This window comes from Xanthomonas translucens pv. cerealis (assembly GCF_006838285.1).
GTDB lineage: Bacteria > Pseudomonadota > Gammaproteobacteria > Xanthomonadales > Xanthomonadaceae > Xanthomonas_A > Xanthomonas_A cerealis.
The window spans coordinates 362560-383319 of record NZ_CP038228.1 but is presented as its reverse complement, the minus strand read 5'-3'; the positions used below and the strand labels follow the sequence as shown (position 1 = coordinate 383319).

Annotated in this window: 15 protein-coding genes and 2 pseudogenes; 11 read left to right on the top strand and 6 right to left on the bottom strand. The window is 69.7% G+C overall.

The annotated features are described in order from the left end of the window. The first annotated feature begins 63 nt into the window (after positions 1-63). From E4A48_RS01705 to E4A48_RS01680, 6 genes are all read left to right on the top strand, one after another. Positions 64-2502, top strand: a complete 2439-nt coding sequence (locus E4A48_RS01705; RefSeq protein WP_142741793.1) for a TonB-dependent receptor plug domain-containing protein — start codon at positions 64-66, stop codon at positions 2500-2502. A 284-nt stretch (positions 2503-2786) separates the two neighbouring features. After that, the gene (locus tag E4A48_RS01700; RefSeq protein WP_080763372.1) at positions 2787-3608 is read left to right on the top strand and encodes a type III effector protein XopY; all 822 of its coding nucleotides are present in this window, start codon (positions 2787-2789) and stop codon (positions 3606-3608) included. A gap of 149 nt (positions 3609-3757) precedes the next feature. Then, positions 3758-4510, top strand: coding sequence for a trehalose-phosphatase (gene otsB, locus E4A48_RS01695; RefSeq protein ID WP_039005766.1), 753 nt, complete (start codon positions 3758-3760; stop codon positions 4508-4510). Between the two features lie 68 nt (positions 4511-4578). Further along, positions 4579-6360, top strand: a complete 1782-nt coding sequence (locus E4A48_RS01690) for a glycoside hydrolase family 15 protein (RefSeq protein ID WP_142741792.1) — start codon at positions 4579-4581, stop codon at positions 6358-6360. After that, positions 6357-7724, top strand: coding sequence for an alpha,alpha-trehalose-phosphate synthase (UDP-forming) (otsA, locus tag E4A48_RS01685; RefSeq protein ID WP_039005769.1), 1368 nt, complete (start codon positions 6357-6359; stop codon positions 7722-7724). Before E4A48_RS01690 ends, otsA begins: the two co-directional genes overlap by 4 nt. A gap of 298 nt (positions 7725-8022) precedes the next feature. Continuing rightward, the gene (locus E4A48_RS01680; protein WP_176717074.1) at positions 8023-10452 is read left to right on the top strand and encodes a membrane-bound PQQ-dependent dehydrogenase, glucose/quinate/shikimate family; all 2430 of its coding nucleotides are present in this window, start codon (positions 8023-8025) and stop codon (positions 10450-10452) included. Between the two features lie 196 nt (positions 10453-10648). Here E4A48_RS01680 and E4A48_RS01675 read toward each other — a convergent pair whose 3' ends face one another. After that, a complete protein-coding gene (locus E4A48_RS01675) occupies positions 10649-10876 on the bottom strand; it encodes a hypothetical protein (protein WP_058196616.1) in 228 nt (75 codons plus the stop codon). A gap of 79 nt (positions 10877-10955) precedes the next feature. On the opposite strand from E4A48_RS01675, the pseudogene E4A48_RS01670 reads away from it, so the two are divergent. Beyond that, a pseudogene (locus tag E4A48_RS01670) lies at positions 10956-11288 on the top strand (methyl-accepting chemotaxis protein); the annotation flags it as partial. 109 nt (positions 11289-11397) lie between these two features. Here the strand turns inward: E4A48_RS01670 and E4A48_RS01665 are convergent. From E4A48_RS01665 to rluD, 3 genes are all read right to left on the bottom strand, one after another. Further along, positions 11398-11610, bottom strand: coding sequence for a hypothetical protein (locus E4A48_RS01665; RefSeq protein ID WP_052234991.1), 213 nt, complete (start codon positions 11608-11610; stop codon positions 11398-11400). Continuing rightward, complete coding sequence (pgeF, locus tag E4A48_RS01660; protein ID WP_039005771.1) at positions 11595-12368, bottom strand: peptidoglycan editing factor PgeF; 774 nt, start codon at positions 12366-12368, stop codon at positions 11595-11597. Before pgeF ends, E4A48_RS01665 begins: the two co-directional genes overlap by 16 nt. Before the next feature lie 88 nt (positions 12369-12456). Next, the gene (gene rluD / locus E4A48_RS01655; protein WP_039005773.1) at positions 12457-13464 is read right to left on the bottom strand and encodes a 23S rRNA pseudouridine(1911/1915/1917) synthase RluD; all 1008 of its coding nucleotides are present in this window, start codon (positions 13462-13464) and stop codon (positions 12457-12459) included. Between the two features lie 115 nt (positions 13465-13579). On the opposite strand from rluD, the gene E4A48_RS01650 reads away from it, so the two are divergent. The 4 genes and pseudogenes from E4A48_RS01650 to E4A48_RS01635 all read left to right on the top strand — a co-directional run bounded on the left by E4A48_RS01650 (position 13580) and on the right by E4A48_RS01635 (position 18006). After that, on the top strand, positions 13580-14458 hold the full coding sequence (locus tag E4A48_RS01650; protein ID WP_039005774.1) for an outer membrane protein assembly factor BamD: 879 nt from the start codon (positions 13580-13582) through the stop codon (positions 14456-14458). A gap of 360 nt (positions 14459-14818) precedes the next feature. Beyond that, a pseudogene (locus E4A48_RS01645) lies at positions 14819-15716 on the top strand (hypothetical protein). A 56-nt stretch (positions 15717-15772) separates the two neighbouring features. Then, positions 15773-16510, top strand: coding sequence for an ATP-binding cassette domain-containing protein (locus E4A48_RS01640; protein WP_039008922.1), 738 nt, complete (start codon positions 15773-15775; stop codon positions 16508-16510). Positions 16511-16518: 8 nt separating this feature from the next. Further along, positions 16519-18006, top strand: coding sequence for an ABC transporter permease/substrate-binding protein (locus tag E4A48_RS01635; protein ID WP_142741791.1), 1488 nt, complete (start codon positions 16519-16521; stop codon positions 18004-18006). Positions 18007-18169: 163 nt separating this feature from the next. Here E4A48_RS01635 and E4A48_RS01630 read toward each other — a convergent pair whose 3' ends face one another. Both E4A48_RS01630 and E4A48_RS01625 read right to left on the bottom strand, forming a co-directional pair. Next, a complete protein-coding gene (locus tag E4A48_RS01630; RefSeq protein ID WP_409976357.1) occupies positions 18170-19384 on the bottom strand; it encodes an aminotransferase class V-fold PLP-dependent enzyme in 1215 nt (404 codons plus the stop codon). A 64-nt stretch (positions 19385-19448) separates the two neighbouring features. Beyond that, on the bottom strand, positions 19449-20546 hold the full coding sequence (locus tag E4A48_RS01625) for an acyl-CoA dehydrogenase family protein (RefSeq protein WP_235426715.1): 1098 nt from the start codon (positions 20544-20546) through the stop codon (positions 19449-19451). Positions 20547-20760 lie beyond the last annotated feature (214 nt).

Here is a 20760-nt window from a genome sequence, read left to right as displayed (position 1 = left end):
CCGCCTGCGCGGCACGGACGACCGCTGCAGCCGTTTTTTGCGCCGCCGCAGGAGAGACCCCACATGTCGTATCCGTTCGCCCGGCCGCTGAGCCTGGCCATCGCCCTGGCCCTGTCGGCCCCCGCCCTGGCCCAGCAGGCCGATCCCGGCACCGCGACCAACCTGGACACGGTGATCGTCACCGGCACCCGCGCCAGCGGCCGCACCGTGCTCGAGTCCACCGCACCGGTAGATGTGCTCAGCGCCGAGGACATCCGCAAGGCCGGCGTAGTCAACGGCGAGCTGGGCAGCGCGCTGCAGGCGCTGCTGCCCTCGTTCAACTTCCCGCGCCAGTCCAACTCCGGCGGCGCCGACCACATCCGCGCCGCGCAGCTGCGCGGGCTCTCGCCCGACCAGGTGCTGGTGCTGGTCAACGGCAAGCGCCGCCACACCTCGGCGCTGGTCAACACCGACAGCAAGATCGGCAAGGGCACCACCCCGGTGGACTTCAACGCGATCCCGGTCAGCGCGATCAAGCGCATCGAAGTGCTGCGCGACGGCGCCGGCGCGCAGTACGGCTCGGACGCGGTGGCCGGGGTGATCAACGTGATCCTCGACGACGATCCGGACAACGGCGCGCTGGAAGCCAGCTTCGGCGCCAACCACACCGACGTGAAGCCGATCGACCGCACCGTCACCGACGGCCAGACCAGCTACGCCAGCGCCAAGGTCGGCACCCGCCTGGGCGACGACGGCGGCTTCTTCAAGGTCGGCCTGGAACTGAAGAACCACGAGGGCACCAACCGCGCCGGCGACGACCAGATCCCGCCGTTCGAGGAACAGACGCCGGCCAACCTGGCTCTGGCCGGCAAGCGCAACTACGTGCTCGGTGACGGCGCCAGCAAGGACCTCAACGCCTGGATCAACGGCAAGCTGCCGTTCGGCCAGAGCAGCGAGTTCTATTTCTTCGGCACCTACAACCAGCGCGACACGCAGGGCGCCAACTATTTCCGCTATCCCGACAGCGACGCCAACTGGACCCAGGTCTACCCGAATGGCTACCGCCCGGTGTCGCTGGGCGAGAACCGCGACCTGCAGGGTGTGGCCGGCGCGCGTGGGCAATGGGGCGAGTGGGCCTACGACGCCAGCATCGACTACGGCCGCAACGACTTCACCTACCGGCTGAAGAACTCGCTCAACGCCTCGCTCGGCCCGGGCAGCCCGACCCGCTTCAAGACCGGCGACTACGCCTTCGAGCAGAGCGTGGCCAACCTGGACCTGAGCCGCAGCTTCGACGCCGTCGGCGCCACCCACACCCTCGGCAGCGGCGTGGAATTGCGCCGCGAGCACTACCGCACCCGCCCTGGCGACCCGGCCAGCTACGCCGCCGGCACCTTCACCGATCGCCCCACCGGCGCCCAGGCCGGCGGCGGGCTGACCCTGCAGGATGCCGCCGACCTGTCGCGCAACGTCGCCAGCGTCTATACCAGCCTGTCCAGCCAGTTCGGCGACAAGTTCTCCACCGACCTGGCCGCGCGCTACGAGCACTACCAGGACTTCGGCGGCGAACTGACCGGCAAGCTGGCCGCGCGCTACGAGTTCGTACCGGCGTTCGCGCTGCGCGGCGCGATCTCCAACAACTTCCATGCGCCGTCGCTGAGCCAGATCGGCTACGAAGCCACCTCCAGCGGCTACGACGCGGCCGGCCAGCTGCTGCAGGGCCGGCTGCTGTCGGTCAACAATCCGATCGCGCAGGCGCTGGGCGCGCGCGAACTGAAGCCGGAGAAGTCGGTCAACTACAGCCTCGGCTTCACCAGCCGCATCGGTTCCCACTTCGACCTGTCGCTGGACCTGTTCCAGATCGACATCGACGACCGCATCGCGCTGTCCGAAGACATCAACGGCGACGCGCTGACCGCGTTCGTGGCGCAGAACTTCGGCGTCAGCGGCCTGCAGAGCGCCAGCTTCTTCGTCAACGCTGCCGACACCCGCACCCGCGGCGCGGAGCTGGTCAGCAACTGGCGGCAGCCGCTGGGCGATGGCCAGTTGCAACTCACCGGCACCTGGAGCTACGCCAAGACCGAACTGAAGAACCTGGTCGCCACGCCGGCGCAGCTGCTGGCGCTGAATCCGGACTACGTGCTGTTCGGCGCGGAGGAGAGCAACACCCTGACCGACGCCGCGCCGCGCACCCGCGCCCAGTTCGCCGCGACCTGGAGCAACGACCGCTGGGCGCTGCAGACACGGGTCAGCCGCTACGGCAGCGCCACCCGCGTGTTCGACTTCGGCGACGGCTTCGTGCCGCGGCAGACCTACGGCGCCGAGTGGCAGCTCGACGCCGAGGTCGAATACCACATCACCGCGCAGTGGAGCGTGGCGCTGGGCGGGCAGAACCTCACCGACAACTACTCCGACCGCTCCAACCGCGATATCTCCTACTTCGGCAACCTGCCCTACGACGTGCTGTCGCCGATCGGCAGCAACGGCGCGTATTACTACGGGCGGGTGCGCTACACCTTCTGACCGGCGCGCCCGCGCTGCGGCGTGCGGGACGCCGAGCGCGTCCCGCGGGGCGCGCAAACCTGGGGTGGGGGGGCAGCGCGACGCGGCGACCGCGGGCGAAGCGCAGCGCGGTGGTGCCCGCGCCGGATCGGCGTCGCCCACCACGCCACCAGCGAAAGCAGAGCGGCGCCCACACAGTTCACCGCGATTTCGTCCAAGACGTCAAAGATTCGGTGCACGGCAGCCGTCGCGCTCATGAACAGTCATGCTGCAAGTATTGTTTCGCTGCAGAAGCAGAAATAGCCATGCGTCCCGCCCTCATCAATAGAAGCCTTTCGAAAACCGGATATGCGGACAGTGGAGGACAGGCCGATACCGCGTCCCCGCCGACACTGCCCTCTTCCGAACACGGCCACGCGCCCCTGCCGCCAGATCTGCCGCGAGCCCCGCGCCATGCGCTGTCCAGGCATTCAAGCCTGCCGCCTCAGCGCAGGCGCGAAGCGCAACGCACTGGACGTGCGGCAGCGCTGCCGTCGCCGCCCAAGATCCTCGCCCTGACGCAGGCGATCCGCGAAGACCCGGACGGAGGCGCCGAGCCGGCTGCTGGCATCGAGCAGCTCAAGCTCGCGCTTTCGGTCGACGGAACATCGCAAGGCTCCAGGTCAGCGACCACGCGGCCGCTGGACGCCGAGGATATCCTCAACCTGATGCAGACGATCAACGAAAAAGACCTGCACGATGGCGCTGAACTAGCCGAGCTCGCCGAGCGGATTGAGCGGGCGGGAGCGGTGACATCACAACACTCCGGCCCTGCGACTGCGACGCCGACGAACCCGGATATCCCCCGCCTGCTGCAAGCGATCCGCGAAAAAAACAGCGACCAGTGCACCGAATTGGCAGCGCTCGTCGAGCGCCTTGAGCGCGAGAGCCAACAAGAAGGAGCATCGCAGAGTTCCAACCCAGCGACTGCGCCGCCAAATCCGGATGTGCCCATCCTGCTCCAACAAATCCGCAAAAGAGTTCCGAACCAAGCCACCGCGTTGACGGAACTCGTCGAGCGCACCGAGCGCCTCCGCCCTGACAGAGAAACTACGTGCTTTCCGGTGTTCAGGAGAGCAACACGCTGACCGATGAAGGTGGCAAATGGTGAAACGGGAATAGGGAAATGGGGTAAAAGCAGGAGCCGCGCGTCGGGCTCCCGCTTTCCGATCTTCCCATTCCCGCTTCCCGGCCCCAATCCACTTGGCCCTAACGCTGTCTCGTTCATCATGCAGCGATGGCAGACGCGCTCCCCCTCCGACCGCCGCCGCCGCGCCTGGACGATGCCTGCGCATTGTTCCTGGACGTGGATGGCACCCTCATCGAATTTGCCGATCGTCCCGACGGCGTGTACCTGCTGCCAGAGGTGCGCGAGGCGATCGGCCGCATCAGCGACCGCCTGCACGGCGCGCTGGCGCTGGTCAGCGGCCGGCCGCTGGCGCAGCTGGACGCGCTGTTCGCGCCCTTGCGCCTGCCGGCCGCCGGCCTGCACGGCCACGAACTGCGCAGCGACATCAATGCCCGCGCGGCGATGCCGGCCGATACCTCGCAGTGGCTGCACGGCTTGCACCAGCGCGCCGCGCACCTGCGCCAGGCGCATCCCGGCGTGCTGGTCGAAGACAAGGGCGCCAGCCTGGCCTTGCACTGGCGCGCCGCGCCAGAAGCCGGCGCGCAGGTGCTGGCCTTCGCCCAGGCGCAGATCGAGGCCCTGCCCGGCTACCGCCTGCAGCCCGGCGACCACGTGGTCGAGTTCGTGCCCGAGGGCAGCGACAAAGGTGTGGCGCTGACCACGCTGTTGCAGCGGCCGCCGTTCCAGGGCCGCCGCCCGGTGTTCGTCGGCGACGACCTCACCGACGAGTTCGGCTTCGCAGCGGCCAATCGCCACGGCGGCTGGAGCGTGCTGGTCGGTGCGCGCGCAAACAGCGCGGCGACCTTCGCCCTGCCCGATCCACGCGGCGTCCACGCCTGGTTGCGCGACAACGCCGCATGAGTACGACGCCCAGCGGCAGCGCCCCGCTCCGACCCTTCCCCGACAGCGCACAAGGATCCGCTTCCTCCATGAGTTCCCCCAATCTCGACCTCGGCGTGATCGGCAACGGCAGTTTCGGCGCGCTGGTCGACAAGCAGGCGCGCGTGGTGTGGAGCTGCCTGCCCGCCTTCGACGGCGACCCGGCGTTCTGCGCGCTGCTGTCGCCGCGCGACCACGCCGGTGGCGACTTCAGCATCGAGCTGGAGGATTTCGTCGACAGCGAGCAACACTATCTGGCCAACACCGCGATCCTGCGCACCGTGCTGCGCGACGCGCACGGCGGTGCGGTGGAAGTGATCGACTTCGCGCCGCGCTGGCGCAACCACGGCCGCTTCTACCGGCCGGTCAGCATCATCCGCCAGGTGCGGCCGCTGGCCGGCAACCCGCGCATCCGCGTACTGGCGCGGCCGCTGGCCGACTGGGGCGCGCGCAAGCCGGAAAGCACCTGGGGCAGTAACCACGTGCGCTGGCTGCTGCCGGATTTCACCCTGCGCCTGACCACCGACGTGCCGGTGCGCTTCATCCGCGACGAGCTGCCGTTCGTGCTCAGCCATCCGGTCAACCTGATGCTGGGCGTGGACGAATCGCTGACCCGCTCGCTGACCGGCTACATCCAGGAAGCGCAGGAACGCACCGAGGAATACTGGCGCGAATGGGTGCGCTACCTGTCGGTGCCGCTGGACTGGCAGGACGCGGTGATCCGCAGCGCGATCACCCTGAAGCTGTGCCAGTACGAGGACAGCGGCGCGATCATCGCGGCGATGACCACCTCCATCCCCGAAGCGCCGGACACCCCACGCAACTGGGACTACCGCTATTGCTGGCTGCGCGACGCCGCCTTCGTGGTGCGCGCCTTGAACCGGCTCGGCGCCACCCGCACCATGGAGCAGTTCCTCGGCTACATCTTCAACATCGCCACCACCGACGGTAGCCTGCAGCCGCTGTACGGCATCGGCTTCGAAGCGGCGCTGGAAGAACACGAAGTGCCGTCGCTGGCCGGCTACCGCGGCATGGGCCCGGTGCGGCGCGGCAATCTGGCCTGGATCCAGAAGCAGCACGACGTGTATGGCAGCGTGGTGCTGGCCTCCACCCAGCTGTTCTTCGATCTGCGGCTGAAGGATCCCGGCGATGCGGACACCTTCCTGCGCCTGGAGCCGCTGGGCGAGCATGCGTTCGCGCTGCACGATGTGCCCGACGCCGGGCTGTGGGAATTCCGCGGCCGCGCCGAGGTGCACACCTACACCAGCGCGATGTGCTGGGCCGCCTGCGACCGCCTGGCCAAGATCGCAGCGCGGCTGGGCCTGGACGCACGCGTGGCGTACTGGCGCAAGCGCGCCGACAGCATCCACGCGCGGGTGCTGGCCGAGTCGTGGAGCGCCGAGCGCGGCCACTTCACCGATACCTTCAACGGCCACCGCCTGGACGCCTCGCTGCTGTTGCTGGCCGACATCGGCTTCATCGCCCCGGACGACGCGCGCTTCGTCGCCACGGTCGAGGCGATCGGCCGCGAGCTCAAGCATGGCGACGCGCTGTACCGCTATGTAGCGCCGGACGATTTCGGCGAACCGGAGACCAGCTTCACCATCTGCACGTTCTGGTACATCGACGCGCTCGCCGCGATCGGGCGCAAGGACGAGGCGCGCGAACTGTTCGAGCGCATCCTCGCGCGCCGCAATCACCTGGGCCTGCTGTCGGAGGACCTAGCCTTCGACAACGGCGAGGCCTGGGGCAATTTCCCGCAAACCTATTCGCACGTCGGCCTGATCATCGCCGCGATGCGATTGTCGCGCAGCTGGCAGGAGGCATCATGAGCAGACTCGTCGTGGTATCCAACCGCGTGGCCTTGCCAGGCGAGAACCGCGCCGGCGGCCTGGCGGTTGGCTTGCTCGCCGCGTTGAAGGAACGCGGCGGGGTGTGGTTCGGCTGGAGCGGCAAGACCGTGCGCGGCGACAGTGGCGCGCTGCACGAACAGACCCAGGGCGACATCCGCTTCGTCACCATGGACCTCAACCGTGCCGACTTGGACGCGTACTACAACGGCTTCGCCAACCGCACGCTGTGGCCGCTGCTGCACTTCCGCCTGGACCTGGTCGACTACGACCGCGCCACCCGCGAAGGCTACCGCCGGGTCAACGCGATGTTCGCCGAGAAGCTGGCGCCGCTGCTGCGCGAAGACGACACGGTGTGGATCCACGACTACCACCTGATCCCGCTGGCCTCGCTGCTGCGCGAGCGCGGCATCGGCTGCAAGATCGGTTTCTTCCTGCACGTGCCGTTCCCATCGGCCGACCTGATCCAGGCACTGCCCGACCATGCGCGGCTGTTCTCCGGCTTCTACGCCTACGACCTGGTCGGCTTCCAGACCCAGCGCGACGTGGACCGCTTCCAGGCCTACGTGCGCCTGTTCGGCGGCGGCAAGGTGATCAAGGCCGGCGTGCTGGAAGCGCCCGGCGGGCGCCGCTTCCGCGCCGAGAAATTCCCGATCGGCATCGACACCGAACTGATCGCGCAGCAGGCGCGCGCGGCGGTGACCAAGCCGGCGGTGCGCGACCTGCGCAGCAGCCTGCGCGACCGCCAGCTGGCCATCGGCGTGGACCGGCTGGACTACTCCAAGGGCTTGCCCGAACGCTTCCTCGGATTCGAGCGTTACCTGGAACGGCATCCGGACCAGCGCGGCAGCCTCACCTATCTGCAGATCGCGCCGGTCTCGCGCGGCGACGTCGCCGAGTACAAACAGCTGCGCAACCAGCTCGAACAGATCGCCGGGCATATCAACGGCGGCCACGCCGAGCCGGACTGGACGCCGCTGCGCTACGTCAATCGCAACTTCACCCACGCCACCCTGACCGGCTTCTACCGCGCCGCGCAGGTCGGCCTGGTGACGCCGCTGCGCGACGGCATGAATCTGGTCGCCAAGGAATACGTGGCCGCGCAGGATCCGGAGAATCCCGGCGTGCTGGTGCTGTCGCTGCTGGCAGGCGCCGCCGACGAGCTGAAGGAGGCGCTGCTGGTCAATCCGCACGACCTGGACGGCGTGGCCGATGCGATCGCCACCGCCGCCTCGCTGCCCAAGGCCAAGCGCATCGAACGCTGGCAGACGATGATGGAGCACCTGCGCAAGAATGACATCGGCGTGTGGCGGCAGCGCTACCTGCAGGCGCTGGAGCGGCGCTGATTCGCGCCTGCCGCGGCCGTTGCCGGTCGCGGCAGGCGCGTCATCGCAAGCAGAACGCAGGTTTCTGCACGGTCACGGAGCGCGCACGCGCATTCCTTTAAGATGGCGGCGCATATGCCGCGCGCTCATTCTAGGATGGGCGCGCGGCATGCGCGTTGAGCGCCGGGTCGCCGCCGATGCGGCCTAACCAGCGCTCGATCCCCTCCACGATCTTCCGGCGCCAGCGCGGCGCCGCCGGATCTTCTGCGGACCCCATTCCATGACCGCTCATTCCCCGAAACACGGACCCGGCACCTGGCTGTTCGTCGCCTATGCCGTGGTCATCGCCCTGATCGGCGCCGCCCTGGCCGCAATGGGCGGCCGCCTCGTCGCCGTCGGCGGCTCCTGGTACTACCTGCTGGCCGGCCTAGCGCTGGTCGTGTCCGGCGCGCTGCTGGCGCTGGGCCGCCGCGCCGGGCTGTGGCTGTTCGGTTTGACCCTGGCCGCGACCATCGCCTGGGCGCTGGCCGAAGTCGGCCTGGACGGCTGGGCGCTGATCCCGCGCCTGGCGATGATCTCGGTACTCGGCCTGTTGCTGCTGCCATTCTGGAAGGTGGCGCGCCGGCGCCTGGCGCCGCTGTCCGGGCTGGGCTACGCACTGGTCACAGGCGTGCTGCCGGTACTGGGCGCGCTGCTGATGCTCGTGCCGCTGTTCTTCCCGCGCACCGTCGAGCTGGCCGACCCGGCACTGGCCGCGCAACGGCCGCAGGCCGCGTTCAGCCGCGCCATGGTGAGCAGCCCCGACGGCAACGTCGCCGCCAACCACGACGCCGGCAACTGGACCGCCTATGCCGGGTCCAACCTGTCCAACCACTACAGCCCCGGCGCGCAGATCACCCCGGACAACGTCAAGGACCTGAAGATCGCCTGGGAATTCCATACCGGCGACCTGAAGCCGGCCGGCTCCAAGCTCGGCTATGCGTTCCAGAACACCCCGCTGAAGGTCGGCGATCTGGTCTACATCTGCACCCCCACGCAGAAGGTGATCGCGGTCGAGGCCAGCACCGGCAAGGAACGCTGGCGATTCGACCCCAAGACCAATCCGAAGGCGATGGCCGGCGTCGCCGCCACCACTTGCCGCGGCGTGGCCTACTTCGAGGCCACCACCCCGGTCGCCGAATGCGCCAAGCGCATCTTCTGGCCGATGGTCGATGGCCGCCTGGGCGCGCTCGACGCGGCCACCGGCAAGCTGTGCGAGAGCTTCGGCGAGCACGGCTACGTGGACCTGAACAAGGACACCGGCAACACCAAGCCCGGCTTCGTCGGCCCGACCTCGCCACCGGTGGTGATGCGCGGCGTGGTGATCCAGCCCACCGGTCAGGTCCGCGACGGCCAGGAACGCGATGCGCCGTCCGGCGTGGTGCGCGCCTTCGACGCGCTCAGCGGCCAGCTGCGCTGGGCCTGGGACCTGGGCAACCCGGCGATCGCCGCCGCGCCGCCGGCCGGGCAGACCTATACCCGCTCCACCCCGAACGTGTGGTCGCTGATGGCCGCCGATGACGCACTGGGCCTGGTCTACCTGCCTACCGGCAACGCCTCCGGCGACTTCTTCGGCAAGGGCCGCACCCCGCAGGAGGAGGAATACACCGCCTCGCTGGTCGCCGTGGATGCAGCCACCGGCAAGGAGCGCTGGCACTTCCGCACGGTCAACCACGACCTGTGGGACTACGACATCGGCCCACAGCCGAACCTGGTCGATTTCCCGGTTCCCGGCGGCGGCACCCGCCCGGCGGTGATCCAGGCCACCAAGTCCGGCCAGGTGTTCGTGCTCGATCGCGAAACCGGCAAGCCGATCATGCCAGTGCAGCAGATCCCGGTGCCGCAGGGCACCGACCACGGCGACTGGACCGCCAAGACCCAACCGGTGTCGCCGGGCATGCCCAACACCGTCGGCGCGCCGAGCAAGGGCTACGAGACCATCGTCGAATCCGACGCCTGGGGCATCACTCCGTTCGACCAGCTGGCCTGCCGCATTCAGTTCAAGCAGTTGCGCTACGACGGCATGTTCACCCCACCCAGCCTGGGCGGCTCGCTGTCGTTCACCGGCAACCACGGCGGCATCAACTGGGGTGGCGTGTCGGTGGACCTGCAGCGCGGCATCATGGTGATGAACAGCAACCGCCTGCCGTACACCGAGCACGTGTACCCGCGGCAGAAGATGGCCGAGCTGGGGGTGGTCTCGGTGTTCAACGGCAAGAGCAAGACGCCCGGCTACATGGCGCAGGAAGGCCTGGCCTACGGCGCGCGCAAGGAGCCGTGGATGTCGCCGCTGAACACGCCGTGCATCGCCCCGCCGTGGGGCTATCTCTCCGGCGTGGACCTGCGCACCCAGCAGGTGATCTGGCGGCGTCCGCTGGGCACCGGCTACGACCAGGGTCCGATGGGCATCCCGTCGAAGATGAAGTTCGAACTGGGCACGCCAAACAACAGCGGCTCGCTGGCCACCGCCGGCGGCGTCACCTTCATCGGCGCGGCGCTGGACAACTTCCTGCGCGGCTACGACACCCAGACCGGCAAGCTGCTGTGGGAAGTGCGGGTGCCGGCCGGCCCGCAGGCCGCGCCGCTGAGCTATACCGTGAACGGCAAGCAGTACATCGTGGCCGCGATCGGCGGCCACGACCGCATGGAAACCAAGCCGGGCGACAGCGTGATCGCCTGGACCCTGCCGGACGCCGCGCCAGCGAAATAACCGCCCGCGCTCGTGCTCCGATCGACCCGGGCCGGCCGTCGCAAGACGGCCGGTCGTGTGTCTGCCGGGCGCCGCTCTCCAGCCATCAGCGACAGATGCCCAAAGGCGGGCCGCCGGCGACATCGGCAGCGGCCGGCGCCGCGCGACTTATTGCGCCGCAACAAAAACAAGGTTTTCAGCGGCCTAGTTTGCCTATTCAGCTGCCGCTTTCCGACCAACGGTCAGCGCCATGGTCAAGCCGGCGAAGCTGCAGGCGAGGCAGGCGCTGGGCGAAGGCCGCTTCGAGCAACCCATCGATACCGCCGGCGACACGGCCGACACCGAGGCCGAACTGCGCCATTGTCGCTTCGTGATCCAGACGCTGGGCGACCTGGACACCAGGATCCGCATCGCCGACGACGAGGACCGCGTGCAACTTCGCCAACCGCAAGCTGCGGCAGATGCTGCGCGCAATCGAGCCGGACGTGCAGCGCTTCCGCCCCGAATTCCGCGCCGAGCAGTTCGTCGGCGTCAGCATCGGACTGGTGAACCACGCCGGCGCCACCATGCACGAGATCGTCGGCTCGGTGCAGCGCGTGACCGGGCTGATCGGCGAGATCAGCACCGCCAGCGCCGAGCAATCCAGCGGCATCGAGCAGGTCAAGCACACGGCGATGCAGCTGGACGAAGTGACCCAACGCAACGCCGCGCCGGTGGAAGAAGCCACCGCCGCGGCGCGCAGCATGGAACAACAGGCCGGCGGCCTGGCCACCGCGGTGGCAGTGTTCCGGATCGAGCCGGCCCGCGCGCAACCCGGCAACGGCAAGCTCACCCGGCTGGTGCGCGGCATCGGCTGAGCCGGCGCACTGCGCGATCGCCGTCCGCGACAGCGGACGCACGCGCTGCCGAGCGTACTGCCGCCATAGCCGCTTAGGCCGCGCATGCGCGCCGAAGCGGCGCTGAAGGTCACCTTGATCGGAGCGTGGCGCTGGCCGGCTGCAACCGCACCAGCCACGCGCACAGCGGCTGCAGCGGATACCCGCTGCGGCGTACTTCGGCATAGCCGACGTAACGCTGCCGCTGCGGTACCGAATGCAGCATGCGCAGCGCCTGCGGTAGCCGCGCGAACGCCGGCCCCAGCAGCGGCGCGAACAGCGGTGCGCTCAGTCCGCGATCCACGCAAGCGTCGCCATGCGCCCGCTGCGGCGGTCGCGGCGATAGGAAAAGAAGCGCTGCGCATCGGAGATCGTACACAGGCCGCCGCCGTGCACCTGCGCCGGGTCGATCCCCGCCGCGGCCAGGCGCTGTCGTGCCAACACATACAGGTCCACCCGCCAGTGTCCGGGGCGGGTCGCCACGAAAGCGCTGGCCGCGGCCGGATCGTGGCCGAGGAAAGCATCGCGCACGTTCTCGCCGATCTCGTACGCCTGCGGCCCCGCGGCCGGCCCCAGCCAGGCCTGCAACTGCGCCGGCGGCGTGCGCAGCGCGGCGACGCTGGCTTCCAGCACGCCGCCGGCCAGGCCCTGCCAGCCGGCATGCGCGGCGCCGACCTCGCTGCCGTCGCGGGCGGCGAACACCACCGGCAGGCAGTCGGCAGTCAGGATCGCCAGCACCACCCCGGGCACCGCGGTGACCGCGGCATCGGCGGTCGGCTCGGCGTCGATGCCGACCGCAGCCGGCGGCTGCTCGAAGCGCAGCACCTGCACCCCGTGCACCTGCCGCAGCCAGTGCGGCGGCGACGGCAGCGCCAGGCGCGCGGCCAGTGCGTCGCGGTTGCGCTGCACCGTGGCCGGATCGTCGCCGTCGGCGGCGCTGCGGTTGCCCAGGTTGAAGCGGTCGAACGGCGGCAGCGAGGCGCCTGCGCCGTAGCGCAGTGTGGTCAGCGCGCCTACCCGCGGCGATGCAGGCCAATCGGCGGCAAGGGCGAAGTCGGTCATGCGCGTGCGGCCCGCGGCGCCGCCGCACCGGCCACGCGGGCGAACCGCGCTGCCGCGCCCGCGCCACCTGCGCCCAGCCGTCCCATCCTCAGCGCCGCGCCTGCTCGGCGGCCAGCCGCGAATCGACGCGCAGCGCGGCCAGCAGCCGTTGCAGGTCGGCCGGCACCGCCGCGCTGGCGCGCACCGGCTCGCCAGTCAGCGGATGCTTAAATTCCAGCGTCTCGGCATGCAGCGCCTGGCGCTTGAAACCGCGCAGTTCGGCGATCAGTTCATCGGTAGCGCCCTTGGGCAGCTTCAGCGCGCCGCCGTACAGCGGATCGCCGATGATCGGGTGCTTCAGGTGCGCCATGTGCACGCGGATCTGGTGGGTGCGCCCGGTCTCCAGGCGGCACTCCAGCGCGGTATGCGCGCGGAACCGCTCGCGCAGCCGGTAATGGGTGACCGCATCGCGGCCGTCCTCGCGCACCGCCATGCGCAGGCGGTCGCGCGGGTGGCGGTCGATCGGCGCATTGGCAGTGCCGCCGGAGACCAGCGGCCCGGCCACCACCGCCAGGTACTGACGGTGCACGTCGCGCGCCGACAGCTGCGCCACCAGCGAGGTGTGCGCCGGCAGGGTCCGCGCCACTACCATCGCGCCGCTGGTGTCCTTGTCCAGCCGGTGCACGATGCCCGCCCGCGGCAGCGACGCCAGCGACGGGTCGCGGTACAGCAGTGCGTTGACCAGGGTGCCCGTGGGATTGCCGGCGCCCGGATGCACCACCAGCCCGGCCGGCTTGTTCAGCACGATGACCTGGTCGTCCTCGTACAGCACCTCCAGCGGGATGTCCTCGGGCAGCGCGTGGGTCTGGGTCTCCAGCACCACGTGCAGGCTGGCGATCTCGCCGCCGCGCAGGGCGTCGCGCGGCCGCGCAAGGGCGCCGTCCAGCAGCGCGTCGCCGGACTTGATCCATTCGGCCAGGCGCGAGCGCGAGAATTCGGGAAACAGTTCGGCCAGCACCGCGTCGAAGCGGCGGCCGGCGGCGTGGTCGGGCACACGCGCCTGGCGCGGGCCGTCGGAGGCAGCGTCCTCGGGGGTGTCCGGGAGGGTATTGGGCATGGAAATGGCACGGCCGGGTCGGAAAGGGAGGGTCGCGGCGGCCATAGTCAGTCGCCGGACAGGCCACTAGGCTATCATCGCCCCTTCGTATTCCTGACGTGTCCTGCCCGAACCCATGATCCGACGCTCCGTCCCGCTCTCCGCGCACGTCCGTTTCATCGCCCTGATGCTGGTCATGGTCGTCGTGGCGACGGGTTGCCACCGCCAGAAGAACAAGAATCCCGAGGAAGGGATGCCGGTGGACCAGTTGTACCAGAAGGCGCACACGCAGATGCAGACCAGCAACTGGGCCGGCGCCGAGGGCAGCTTCAAGCGCCTGATCGCGCAGTACCCGTACGGCCAGTACACCGAGCAGGCGATGATCGAATCCGCCTACGCCCAGTACAAGGCCGGCAAGCACGACGACGCGGTGTCCAGCATCGACCGCTTCATCCGCACCTACCCGACCCACCGCAACATCGCCTACATGTACTACCTGCGCGGGCTGTCCAACTCCAACCGCGACACGGTGTTCCTGCGCCGGGTGTGGTCGCTGGACCCGAGCCGCCGCGACCTGTCCACGCCGCAGCAGGCCTACGCCGACTTCAACATCGTCGCCGAGCGCTATCCGAACAGCCGCTACGCCGCCGATGCACGCCAGCGCATGATCGCACTGCGCAACGTGTTCGCCCAGCACGAGCTGGACAACGCGCTGTACTACCTGCGCCGCAACGCCTGGGTGTCGGCCGCTGGCCGCGCCAGCTACCTGCTGGAAACCTATCCGCAGAGCGCCTACCAGTACGACGCGGTGGCGGTGCTGGCCGACGCCTACACCCACCTGGGCAACAAGCCGTTGGCCGACGATGCGCGCCGGGTGCTGGAACTCAACGACCCCAAGCATCCATGGCTGACCGGGCATTGGCCGCAGTACCCGTGGATGATCCGCAAGCTGAACCCGTTCGCCGGCGAGAAGTCCGCCTCCACCGGGCAGTCCAACTCGCAGATGGCGAACTAGCCAACCTGCCGGGTGCAAGAAAACAGGGGCCACAAGGCCCCTTTTTCGTTTGGCGGCCAAGCCATTGCCGCTGTCATCCGTGGACCCGGCTGCACGCCAGGCTGCGCCCGCCCAGGACCGCGGCTGTCAGCACAGTGGCCGGCGGCAGCGCCCTGGACATGCGATCCCGGCCAATGGCACCGACCGCTACCAGTGTCGCGATCTGTGCTGCAACGCTCAGCCGCTGCGCGCCGAACGCAACTGTCGCTTGCGAGGCTCGATCCACTCCCACGCCGTCTCTGCGCGGCTGCGGCGCCGCCTGCCGCCACAACGCTCGCCGGCCCCTCTGCCGCTCCTGTCGCTCGCCCTCGCCGGCGCTCACTGCCTGCCAGCGCCGCCGCACCGGCCATCGTGTTCGCAGTCAACGACCACGACGACCGCCCCGCCTACCCGCTGAGCCAGGCCGTGGCCGTGGCCGTGTTCAAGCTGCTCGGCCAGCGCAATCTGCGCAGCCACCGCTTCGACGTGGATCCGCGCAACTTCGCCGTGCTGGATCGGCTGGTGGCGCTATCGCACCAGTACCGCATCGCCTTGCGGCCGATGGTGTACCCGATGTCGCGCGAGATCGGCTATCAGCTGGCGCGGCGCTACGCCGCCGACATCAAACTGCGGGAGATCGGCAACGAGCAGGACTACAGCCGCGACGGCGCGCGGGCACTCATCGACGCGATGACCGCGATGTACCGCGGCGTGAAGCAGGCCTCGGACGAACTCGGCGCCGGCCTGGAATTCACCATCAACATCACCGCCTGCAACAGCGACGATCATTCCGCGAACGCGCGCTGCCCCGGCGACCGCCGCGGCTCGCTGTGGCTCGTGGACATGACCGAAGCCTCGGGCTTCGATTTCGACCACATCAGCTTCCACTACTACCCGTTCCACCACGACCGCGGCTACTGGATGGACCTGTACCTGTGGCAGATGCGCGGCGCGGCGCAGAAGTACGGCGGCAAGGTGTTCTTCAAGGAGGTCAACTGCGCCGAGGTCTACGCCGGCAACAGCGAAGGCGGCGATGCCGGCGACGGCGCCCGCTACGACAGCGTGGCGCAGATCGTGCGCACCCTGCAGACCGACTAGGCCGACGTGATCGCCGAGATCAACCTCTACGAAACTGCTGGACCAGACCGATCTGCAAGGCGTGGAAGGCCACTTTGGCCTGATGTACGACCTGGCGCGGCCGAAGCCGACGCTGCAACTGCTGACCGATTTCGCAGATTGAGCGCGCCGGCCGCGCCTTCGCGCGCCGGGCGCCGTGGCCCGGCTATGCTTGAACGCATGTTCGAACTGCATCAGGTCACCCGCCGCTACGGCGACGCACTTGCGCTGGACCGGGTCGATCTGCGCATCGCCCCGGGCCGCAGCACCGCGCTGATCGGCCCCAGCGGCGCCGGCAAATCCAGCGTGCTGCGCATGCTGCTCGGGCTGGAATGGCCGGACGCCGGCGAGGTCCGCTTCCACGGCGAGCCGCTGCGCCGCAGTACCCTGCTGGCGCAACGCCGCCGCATCGGCTACGTGATCCAGGAAGGCGGGCTGTTCCCGCACCTGAGCGCGCGCGACAACGCCGCGCTGCTGGCGCAGACCCTGGGCTGGACGCGGCCGCAAATCGATGCCCGTTTGCACGAACTTGCCGCGCTGTGCCGCCTGCCCGAGACCTTGCTGGCGCGCTATCCGGCCGAACTGTCCGGCGGCCAGCGCCAGCGCGTTGGCCTGATCCGCGCGCTGCTGCTGGACCCGCCGGTGCTGCTGCTCGACGAACCGCTGGGCGCGCTCGACCCGATCGTGCGCCACGAACTGCAGACGCAGATGCGCGAGCTGTTCGCGCTGCTCGGCAAGACCGTGGTGCTGGTGACCCACGATGTCGCAGAGGCCGCCTACCTGGGCGACACCCTGGTGCTGATGCGCAGCGGCCGCATCGTGCAGCAAGGCAGCGTGCGCGAACTGCTGGATGCGCCGGCCGAGCCGTTCGTCGGCCAGTTTTTGCACGCGCAGCGCACGCTGGAGGACGCGCGGTGAGGGCCGCGATGCGCCGCCGCGCGGCGGCGCTGATCGTGCTCGCGGCGCTGTGCGCCCTGCTCGCCAGCACGGCGATGGCGGCGCCGGCCAAGGTGGTGGTCGGGTCGAAGAACTTCACCGAGGCGGTGGTGCTCGGCGAGATCGCCGCCGGCGCCGGGCGCCGGGCCGGCGTGGACGTCGAACACCGGCGCCAGCTCGGCGGCACCCGCATCCTGTGGCGCGCGCTGCAGCAGGGCTCGATCGACGCCTATGCCGAATACACCGGCACCCTGGCTACGGAACTGCTGCAGTTGCCCGACGCCGACGATGCCGCGCTGCGCCGCACCCTGGCGCAGCGCGGCCTGGCGATGAGCGCGCCGCTGGGCTTCGACAACACCTATGCGTTCGGCATGCGCCGGCAGCGCGCGCAGGCGCTGGGCATCGCCCGTGTCTCCGACCTGGCCGCGCATCCGTCGCTCAAGCTCGGGCTCAGCAACGAGTTCGTATCGCGCGCCGACGGTTGGCCCGGGGTGCGCGCGGCCTACCGACTGCCGCAGACCCCGACCGGGCTGGACCACGACCTGGCCTATCGCGCGCTGGACAGCGGCGCGATCGACATCACCGACCTGTACAGCACCGACGCCGAGATCCCCGCGCACGACCTGCTGGTGCTGCAGGACGACCGCCACTACTTTCCGCGCTACGCCGCGGTGTTCCTGTATCGCAACGACCTGGCGCAGCGCGCGCCGCAGTTCGTGCAGGCGCTGCAGGACCTGGGCGGACGCATCGACGCGGCGACCATGCAACGGCTCAACGCCGACGCGGAACTGCACAAACGCGCCGAAAGCGCGATCGCCGCGCAGTGGCTGGGCATCGCCGCACCGGCGCAGGACAGCCGGCTGGCGCGCCTGCTGCAACGCACCCGCGAACACCTGGCACTGGTTGGCCTGTCGCTGGGCCTGGCGCTGCTGGTGGCGCTGCCGCTGGGCATCGTAGCGGCCTATCGGCCGCGGCTCGGCCAGGTGCTGCTGTCGCTGACCGGGGTGCTGCAGACGCTGCCGTCGCTGGCGGTGTTCGTGTTCATGATTCCGCTGTTCGGGATCGGCGCCAAGCCGGCGATCGCCGCGCTGTTCCTGTACAGCCTGCTGCCGATCGTGCGCAACACCCATGCCGGCCTGACCAACATTGCCCGCGAATTGCGCGAAACCGCGGCGGCGATCGGCCTGCCGCCGGGCACGCGGCTGTGGCGGATCGAACTGCCGCTGGCCTTGCGCACCATCCTGGCGGGGATCAAGACCGCGGCGGTGATCAACGTCGGCACCGCCACCTTGGGCGCGCTGATCGGCGCCGGCGGCTACGGCCAGCCGATCCTCACCGGCATCCGCCTGGACGACATCGGCCTGATCCTGGAAGGCGCGGTGCCGGCGGCGGTACTGGCGTTGCTGGTACAGGCGCTGTTCGAGGGCCTGGAGCGCTGGCTGACTCCGCGCGGCCTGCGCCTGGCGGCGCGTCGCTGAAGCCTGCGCGTCCTCGCCGCAAGCCCCTGTAGGAGCGGCTTCAGCCGCGACGAACGAAGCCAGGCACCTTGGCGGTTTGCTCGCCTGTCGGGGCTGAAGCCTCTCCTGCAGTGCACTCAACAGGCTGGCTGCAAATTCTTCCAGAAACGATCAAAGCCCGCGCTCACCCGCGCGCCGCAGCAACCATCTCCCGCGCCAGCCCACGCATCGCTTCCGGCGTCAGCTGCAGGTACGGCGCGATGCGCAACGCGCCGTGGCGGTGCGTGCAGATCACCTGCGCGCGTTGCAGCCACGGCAGCAAGGCGTGCAGCGCAGACGCCGGCGGACGCAGCGCGGACAGATGCGGTGCATGCCCAGGCACCGTCCAATCGCCAACACCCTGCGCCTGTAGCTCATCCTCGAACGCCGCAGCAAGTTCACCCAGCCGCGCGGCGATCCGCGCCGGCTGCCAGTGCTGCAGCTGCTGCAGCGCCGCGCTGGCCATCGCCAGCCGCAACGGTTCGGCCACGCCACCGGCATCGAAGCGGCGCGCGCCGGCGCGGAACGGCGGCGGCGCTGCGGCCGGGAAGTTCCAGTCCGCGCCAGGATCGCGCGCCTGCCAGTGGTGCTCGATCGGCACCCCGTGCGTGCGCCAGTGCGGCGAGGCCCACAGCCAGGCCAGTCCCATCGGCCCGAGCAGCCATTTGTGCCCGACCGCCACCACGAAGTCCGGCCGCCACGCCGCCAGCCGCGCCGGCAGCACGCCCAGGCTCTGGCTCAGGTCCAGCACCAGCGCCGCGCCCGCCGCATGCACGCGCGCTGCGATGCGCTCCAGGTCCAGCAGCGCGCCGTCGCGCCAGTAGGCATTGGGCAGGGTCGCGATGCGCACCCGCGGCTGCGCGTCCAGCGTCGCCAGCACCGCCTCGGTCCAGTCCTGTTGCGGTTCGCGCCGCACCACCGCCAACTGCGCGCCGGTCTCGGCGCAGCGCTGCTGCCACAGCAACAGGTTCGACGGAAACTGGCCATCGAGCAGCAGCACCGCATCGCCGGCCGCCAGCGGCAATTGCCGCGCCGCGCTGGCCAGGCCGTAGGCGGCCGACGGCACCATCGCCACGCCGTCCACGTCGCCCTCGAACAGGGTCGCGGCGGCCAGGCCGCGCAGCTGTTCGATCTGCGCGCGCCAGACGTCGAAGGACAGTGTCCACGGCGCGATCGACTGCGCCAATGCCGCCTGCCCAGCGGCAAGCACGCTGGCCAGCCGCGGGCCTTTGCTGGCGGTGTCCAGATACCGCACGCCCTCGGGCAGGACGAAGGCATGCGGCGCCTGCAGGAAGTCGAGCGGCGCCATCGGCGGCGCGTTGCAAGCCGCGGTGGACGGAGTGGACGGAGCGGTTGGCATGTTGGCCTGCGGCGCTATCTGCAATCGACGACCCCATCATGCCGCATCTCGGGGAGGCTGCCGATCAAGGGTAGCCGGGTGGCGTGGACTGGCCGAGCAACACGCGTCCCGCGCTCTGCCAGTGGCCTTCGGCCAGCAGCGCGTGCTGCGCCACGACCAGCGCATCGTGCAGGTAACGCTGCATCGGCTCGGCGCAAAAGATGGCGGACGTGCCGGCCAGGGTGAAGGCGGCGCGCGCCACGTCGGCGCCTGCGCGGGCGGCATTGGTCGAGGCAAGGCGCAACAGGTTGACCTGCTGCGGGTCGACCGCATCGCCCGCCAAGGTCGCCTGCCAGACGCTTTCGGTGGTTTCGTAAAAAAACGCGCGCGCCGAACGCAACTGCGCTTCGGCCTTGGCCAGTTCGATCTGCACATAGGCGCGATCGGCCAGGTTGGGCGCACCGGTGATCGCCACGCGGCCATCGGCCACGGCCACGATCTCGTCCAGCGCCGCACGCGCCACGCCCAGGCCGACCACTGCCAGCACCTGCGCGGCAAAGGCAATCGACGGGTAGCGATACAGCGGCGCCGCCAGGGTCGGCGCACCGCCGCGGATGAAGGTCCACTCCGGCCGCACGACCGCGGCATCCACGACCACATCGTGGCTGCCGGTGCCCTGCATGCCGATGACGTCCCAACCGTGTTCGATACGCACCTGGTCGCGCGGCAGCACCGCCATGCGCGGCAGACCCGGTACCGGGTCGGTATCCAGGGCGATGCCCACGCCCAACAGCGACGCCGCGGTGCAGCCGCTGCTGAACTTCCAGCGACCGGCCACGTGGATGCCATCGGCTCTGGCCTGCGCGGCCTGCGGCGGGAACACCGCCCCGGCGAACACCACGTCTGGGCCATCGGCGTAAATCCGCTGCAGGGTTTCCAGCGGCAACGCGGCCAAGTACTTGATCGAGGCCCCGAAACTGGCGACCCAACCGGTCGATCCATCGGCCTGGCTGATACGCTCGATCAGCTTGCAAAACTCCGCAGGGCCGACCTCGTCGCCGCCCATGCTGCGCGGCACCAGCGCGCGATACACGCCCACCCGGCGCAGCTTTTCCACGATATCCGGCGCCAGGCAAGCCTGCTCGACAAACTCGTCGCGGCGCTCACGGATTTCCGACAACATGGCCTCAAGCGCGGCGTACAGGGGCAATGGCGGCCTCACATCGCTGGCAACAGCCGCCATTGTGTGCCCCGTGGCGCGGCGTTTCTGCGACGCCCTTCTAACCTATCGACGCATGTCACCGAATCGGCCACGCGATTCGACACATACGTAAACGTATGGAAACTCGGCAGGTCAACGCGATTTTTCGCCGCACATGACGGCATATTCACGTTCG

Coding starts and splice junctions, on each gene's coding strand:
- E4A48_RS01705 (WP_142741793.1), top strand. CDS start 64: ATGTCGTATCCGTTCGCCCGGCCGCTGAGCCTGGCCATCGCCCTGGCC.
- E4A48_RS01700 (WP_080763372.1), top strand. CDS start 2,787: ATGCGTCCCGCCCTCATCAATAGAAGCCTTTCGAAAACCGGATATGCG.
- otsB (WP_039005766.1), top strand. CDS start 3,758: ATGGCAGACGCGCTCCCCCTCCGACCGCCGCCGCCGCGCCTGGACGAT.
- E4A48_RS01690 (WP_142741792.1), top strand. CDS start 4,579: ATGAGTTCCCCCAATCTCGACCTCGGCGTGATCGGCAACGGCAGTTTC.
- otsA (WP_039005769.1), top strand. CDS start 6,357: ATGAGCAGACTCGTCGTGGTATCCAACCGCGTGGCCTTGCCAGGCGAG.
- pgeF (WP_039005771.1), bottom strand. CDS start 12,368: ATGACCGACTTCGCCCTTGCCGCCGATTGGCCTGCATCGCCGCGGGTA.
- rluD (WP_039005773.1), bottom strand. CDS start 13,464: ATGCCCAATACCCTCCCGGACACCCCCGAGGACGCTGCCTCCGACGGC.
- E4A48_RS01650 (WP_039005774.1), top strand. CDS start 13,580: ATGATCCGACGCTCCGTCCCGCTCTCCGCGCACGTCCGTTTCATCGCC.
- E4A48_RS01640 (WP_039008922.1), top strand. CDS start 15,773: ATGTTCGAACTGCATCAGGTCACCCGCCGCTACGGCGACGCACTTGCG.
- E4A48_RS01635 (WP_142741791.1), top strand. CDS start 16,519: ATGCGCCGCCGCGCGGCGGCGCTGATCGTGCTCGCGGCGCTGTGCGCC.
- E4A48_RS01630 (WP_409976357.1), bottom strand. CDS start 19,384: ATGCCAACCGCTCCGTCCACTCCGTCCACCGCGGCTTGCAACGCGCCG.
- E4A48_RS01625 (WP_235426715.1), bottom strand. CDS start 20,546: ATGTTGTCGGAAATCCGTGAGCGCCGCGACGAGTTTGTCGAGCAGGCT.